Genomic DNA, 5,625 nt, shown 5'->3' on the forward strand with positions numbered 1-5,625 from the left:
TGAGATCTTTGGATCTCGGGCTGTTTGACAAGTGAAGAAGAAGAAAGAGAAACGTGGACGGCGAAGTCCTTGCGGGTCTCGGTTTTAGGAAGCTTCGGCTTTCTGGGATTGGGACCGGACGAAAGACTTCGGCGGTACACGTTTTCAAGGAAACACCATGTTCGCGAGCGCTGTGAAGCGCTGCGACGAGCCGGCGATCTTCGGATTGCTGGTGATGGTGGGACCTCGTCAAACGTTGTGATCAGCCGGTTCAAAGTTCAAGTCCAACTTGAGAGTTTGATCCTGGCTCAGAGCGAACGCTGGCGGCAGGCTTAACACATGCAAGTCGAACGGGCGTAGCAATACGTCAGTGGCAGACGGGTGAGTAACGCGTGGGAACGTACCTTTTGGTTCGGAACAACACAGGGAAACTTGTGCTAATACCGGATAAGCCCTTACGGGGAAAGATTTATCGCCGAAAGATCGGCCCGCGTCTGATTAGCTAGTTGGTGAGGTAATGGCTCACCAAGGCGACGATCAGTAGCTGGTCTGAGAGGATGATCAGCCACATTGGGACTGAGACACGGCCCAAACTCCTACGGGAGGCAGCAGTGGGGAATATTGGACAATGGGCGAAAGCCTGATCCAGCCATGCCGCGTGAGTGATGAAGGCCCTAGGGTTGTAAAGCTCTTTTGTGCGGGAAGATAATGACGGTACCGCAAGAATAAGCCCCGGCTAACTTCGTGCCAGCAGCCGCGGTAATACGAAGGGGGCTAGCGTTGCTCGGAATCACTGGGCGTAAAGGGTGCGTAGGCGGGTTTCTAAGTCAGAGGTGAAAGCCTGGAGCTCAACTCCAGAACTGCCTTTGATACTGGAAGTCTTGAGTATGGCAGAGGTGAGTGGAACTGCGAGTGTAGAGGTGAAATTCGTAGATATTCGCAAGAACACCAGTGGCGAAGGCGGCTCACTGGGCCATTACTGACGCTGAGGCACGAAAGCGTGGGGAGCAAACAGGATTAGATACCCTGGTAGTCCACGCCGTAAACGATGAATGCCAGCCGTTAGTGGGTTTACTCACTAGTGGCGCAGCTAACGCTTTAAGCATTCCGCCTGGGGAGTACGGTCGCAAGATTAAAACTCAAAGGAATTGACGGGGGCCCGCACAAGCGGTGGAGCATGTGGTTTAATTCGACGCAACGCGCAGAACCTTACCAGCCCTTGACATGTCCAGGACCGGTCGCAGAGACGTGACCTTCTCTTCGGAGCCTGGAGCACAGGTGCTGCATGGCTGTCGTCAGCTCGTGTCGTGAGATGTTGGGTTAAGTCCCGCAACGAGCGCAACCCCCGTCCTTAGTTGCTACCATTTAGTTGAGCACTCTAAGGAGACTGCCGGTGATAAGCCGCGAGGAAGGTGGGGATGACGTCAAGTCCTCATGGCCCTTACGGGCTGGGCTACACACGTGCTACAATGGCGGTGACAATGGGAAGCTAAGGGGTGACCCTTCGCAAATCTCAAAAAGCCGTCTCAGTTCGGATTGGGCTCTGCAACTCGAGCCCATGAAGTTGGAATCGCTAGTAATCGTGGATCAGCATGCCACGGTGAATACGTTCCCGGGCCTTGTACACACCGCCCGTCACACCATGGGAGTTGGCTTTACCTGAAGACGGTGCGCTAACCAGCAATGGGGGCAGCCGGCCACGGTAGGGTCAGCGACTGGGGTGAAGTCGTAACAAGGTAGCCGTAGGGGAACCTGCGGCTGGATCACCTCCTTTCTAAGGATGGGTCTTCAACAGCTTGCTGTTATCGACCTGTTTTAGAAACATCAGAGGCTCTAAGTCATACGAGCCTCATTGGCGGGATTTCGCCGTCTTCGTTTCTCTTTCTTCGCGGACGAACACGCGCCTGGGGTGCGCGCAAGTCGATTGGCCTGGCGTCTGCCGGCCGGTGGTTTGCTTGCGGCCTCTCGTGCTGAGGGCTTGTAGCTCAGTTGGTTAGAGCGCGCGCTTGATAAGCGTGAGGTCGGAAGTTCAAGTCTTCCCAGGCCCACCATTTTGTCGAGCGCAGCATTCGTCTTCTGGTTACGGGGCCATAGCTCAGCTGGGAGAGCGCGTGCTTTGCAAGCATGAGGTCGTCGGTTCGATCCCGTCTGGCTCCACCAGATGGACGATGATCGAACGAACATCATAGTGACCTCGGCTTCGCCTTGTTGCTGTCATCCGGACAGCGACGATGGCTCATCGTCCGCAACTTGTATTCGCCGGCTTTGCGCAATGCGCAGCCTGGCGGGTTTTCTGACATCGTGAAGAGGAGATCGATCCGGGTTCGGGTCTTGTAGAGCAATCTACGGGGCGCCGTTCGCGTATCTCCAGATCGTTTTCGGCGCATGCCGGTCGCAAGACCTGCGTGTTGTAAAACGGTCTTTGTTGGCGAGCTTGACCGCACGCCATCGGTTCGATCTTACGAAGCAATAACTGGTCTTTTCATTCAATGTCCGTTTGCGAGATGCGTCCTTCGGGATGGCTTGCAAGTACATTCTGCCGAGTGTGTGGACATTGATAATGAGAGCAATCAAGTGCCTTAAGGGTGTTCGACGGATGCCTTGGCGCTGAGAGGCGATGAAGGACGTGCTACGCTGCGATAAGCCATGGGGAGCTGCGAAGAAGCTTTGATCCGTGGATTTCCGAATGGGGAAACCCACCTTCGATAGCCGGAACTCCAAGGCCTTGCGTTTCGCAAGAGACGTGAGGGTTTGGATTTCCGGTTATCAAGAGAAGGTATGAGATCTCTGAATACATAGGAGGTTTCAAGCGAACCCAGGGAACTGAAACATCTAAGTACCTGGAGGAAAGGACATCAACCGAGACTCCGCTAGTAGTGGCGAGCGAACGCGGACCAGGCCAGTCATCATTGGAAGACAATTGGAATCTGTCAGGAAAGCAGAGCCTTAGAGGGTGATAGCCCCGTACAAGTAATGCGACCATTGATGCTCGAGTAAGGCGGGACACGTGAAATCCTGTCTGAACATGGGGGGACCACCCTCCAAGCCTAAGTACTCCTCAGCGACCGATAGTGAACCAGTACCGTGAGGGAAAGGTGAAAAGCACCCCGACGAGGGGAGTGAAATAGTTCCTGAAATCGGACACCTACAAACAGACGGAGCCCAAGATACGTTCTGGGTGACGTCGTACCTTTTGTATTATGGGCCAGCGACTTAATTTAACGAGCAAGCTTAAGCCGATAGGTGTAGGCGCAGCGAAAGCGAGTCTGAATAGGGCGTCAAGTTCGTTGGATTAGACCCGAAACCTAGTGATCTAGCCATGAGCAGGTTGAAGGTGAGGTAACACTCACTGGAGGACCGAACGGGTGCCTGTTGAAAAAGGCTCCGATGACTTGTGGTTAGGGGTGAAAGGCCAATCAAACTGGGAAATAGCTGGTTCTCCGCGAAAGATATTTAGGTATCGCCTCGGACGAATACCTCAGGGGGTAGAGCACTGGATGGGCTAGGGGGACTTACCGTCTTACCAAACCCAACCAAACTCCGAATACCTGAGAGTACTATCCGGGAGTCACACGGCGGGTGCTAACGTCCGTCGTGGAGAGGGAAACAACCCTGACCTACAGCTAAGGCCCCCAATTCGTGGCTAAGTGGGAAAGGATGTGGAAATCCCAAAACAACCAGGAGGTTGGCTTAGAAGCAGCCATCCTTTAAAGAAAGCGTAACAGCTCACTGGTCTAAATAAGGGTTTCTGCGCCGAAGATGTAACGGGGCTCAAGCCACGAGCCGAAGCTTAGGGTGTGCGCAAGCACGCGGTAGCGGAGCGTTCTGTAAGCCTGCGAAGGGCGACCCGTGAGGGCGCCTGGAGGTATCAGAAGTGCGAATGCTGGCATGAGTAACGACAAACACTGTGAAAGACAGTGTCGCCGAAAGTCCAAGGGTTCCTGCGTAAAGTTAATCTTCGCAGGGTTAGCCGGTCCCTAAGGCGAGGCCGAAAGGCGTAGTCGATGGGAATCACGTGAATATTCGTGAGCCAGTGGATGGTGACGAATCCCTTATGTTGTTCGACCTTACTGGATTGGTCGGGCCTCGACGGGGTTCCAGGAAATAGCCTCCACATCAGACCGTACCCGAAACCGACACAGGTGGACTGGTAGAGTATACCAAGGCGCTTGAGAGAACTATGTTGAAGGAACTCGGCAATTTACCTCCGTAACTTCGGGATAAGGAGGCCCTCTGTTCGCGCAAGCGACCAGGGGGGGCACAGACCAGGGGGTGGCAACTGTTTAACAAAAACACAGGGCTCTGCGAAATCGCAAGATGACGTATAGGGTCTGACGCCTGCCCGGTGCCGGAAGGTTAAGAGGAGGAGTGCAAGCTCTGAATTGAAGCCCCGGTAAACGGCGGCCGTAACTATAACGGTCCTAAGGTAGCGAAATTCCTTGTCGGGTAAGTTCCGACCTGCACGAATGGCGTAATGACTTCCCCGCTGTCTCCAACATAGACTCAGTGAAATTGAATTCCCCGTGAAGATGCGGGGTTCCTGCGGTCAGACGGAAAGACCCCGTGCACCTTTACTGTAGCTTTGCGCTGGTATTCGTGACTGTTTGTGTAGAATAGGTGGTAGGCTTTGAAGCTCGGGCGCCAGCTCGGGTGGAGCCGCAATGTGAAATACCACCCTAATGGTTATGGATATCTAACCGCGTTCCCTCAGCGGGATCCGGGACAGCGCATGGTGGGCAGTTTGACTGGGGCGGTCGCCTCCCAAAGAGTAACGGAGGCGTGCGACGGTAGGCTCAGAACGGTCGGAAATCGTTCGTCGAGTACAATGGCATAAGCCTGCCTGACTGCGAGACCAACAAGTCGAGCAGAGACGAAAGTCGGTCATAGTGATCCGGTGGTCCCGCGTGGATGGGCCATCGCTCAACGGATAAAAGGTACGCCGGGGATAACAGGCTGATGACGCCCAAGAGTCCATATCGACGGCGTCGTTTGGCACCTCGATGTCGGCTCATCACATCCTGGGGCTGGAGAAGGTCCCAAGGGTTCGGCTGTTCGCCGATTAAAGTGGTACGTGAGCTGGGTTCAGAACGTCGTGAGACAGTTCGGTCCCTATCTGCCGTGGGTGTAGGAATGTTGAGAGGATTTGCCCCTAGTACGAGAGGACCGGGGTGAACGTACCTCTGGTGGAGCTGTTGTCGCGCCAGCGGCAGTGCAGCATAGCTATGTACGGACGGGATAACCGCTGAAAGCATCTAAGCGGGAAACCCACCTCAAAACGAGCATTCCCTCGAGAACCGTGGAAGACGACCACGTTGATAGGCCGGGTGTGGAAGTGCAGCAATGCATGTAGCTTACCGGTACTAATCGTTCGATTGGCTTGATTGCTCTCATTATCAGTGTCCACCACACATGTGGTGACCACCAGTTGTTGCTTCGTGCTCTTGTCCTTCGCCGGCCTGGTGGTTCTAGCGAGGAGCCTGAACCCGTTCCCATCCCGAACACGGCCGTTAAACTCCTCAGCGCCAATGGTACTCCGTCTCAAGACGCGGGAGAGTAGGTCGCCGCCAGGCCTGCAAAGCACAAGAGATCCTCAAAACACACGATGTCCAACCAAACAAAACGCCGCCTCCAAAAGAGGCGGCGTTT

2 tRNA genes and 3 rRNA genes are annotated in these 5,625 nt (G+C 54.6%); all 5 read left to right on the forward strand.

Annotated features, from left to right (window positions below):
- The first annotated feature begins 264 nt into the window (after positions 1 to 264).
- The 5 genes from VRZ08_RS24970 (at position 265) to rrf (ending at position 5,549) form a co-directional block, all read left to right on the forward strand.
- Positions 265 to 1,753: ribosomal RNA gene (locus VRZ08_RS24970) — 16S ribosomal RNA — on the forward strand.
- 200 nt (positions 1,754 to 1,953) lie between these two features.
- Positions 1,954 to 2,030, forward strand: a tRNA-Ile gene (locus tag VRZ08_RS24975).
- A gap of 33 nt (positions 2,031 to 2,063) precedes the next feature.
- Positions 2,064 to 2,139 (forward strand) — tRNA-Ala (locus VRZ08_RS24980).
- 408 nt (positions 2,140 to 2,547) lie between these two features.
- A 23S ribosomal RNA gene (locus VRZ08_RS24985) occupies positions 2,548 to 5,364 on the forward strand.
- A gap of 70 nt (positions 5,365 to 5,434) precedes the next feature.
- Positions 5,435 to 5,549: ribosomal RNA gene (gene rrf, locus VRZ08_RS24990) — 5S ribosomal RNA — on the forward strand.
- Together the 16S, 23S and 5S rRNA genes with 2 tRNA genes alongside form the textbook arrangement of a ribosomal RNA operon.
- Positions 5,550 to 5,625: the final 76 nt, after the last annotated feature.

This window comes from Rhodopseudomonas sp. G2_2311, from assembly GCF_047501505.1.
Lineage (GTDB): Bacteria > Pseudomonadota > Alphaproteobacteria > Rhizobiales > Xanthobacteraceae > Rhodopseudomonas > Rhodopseudomonas palustris_H.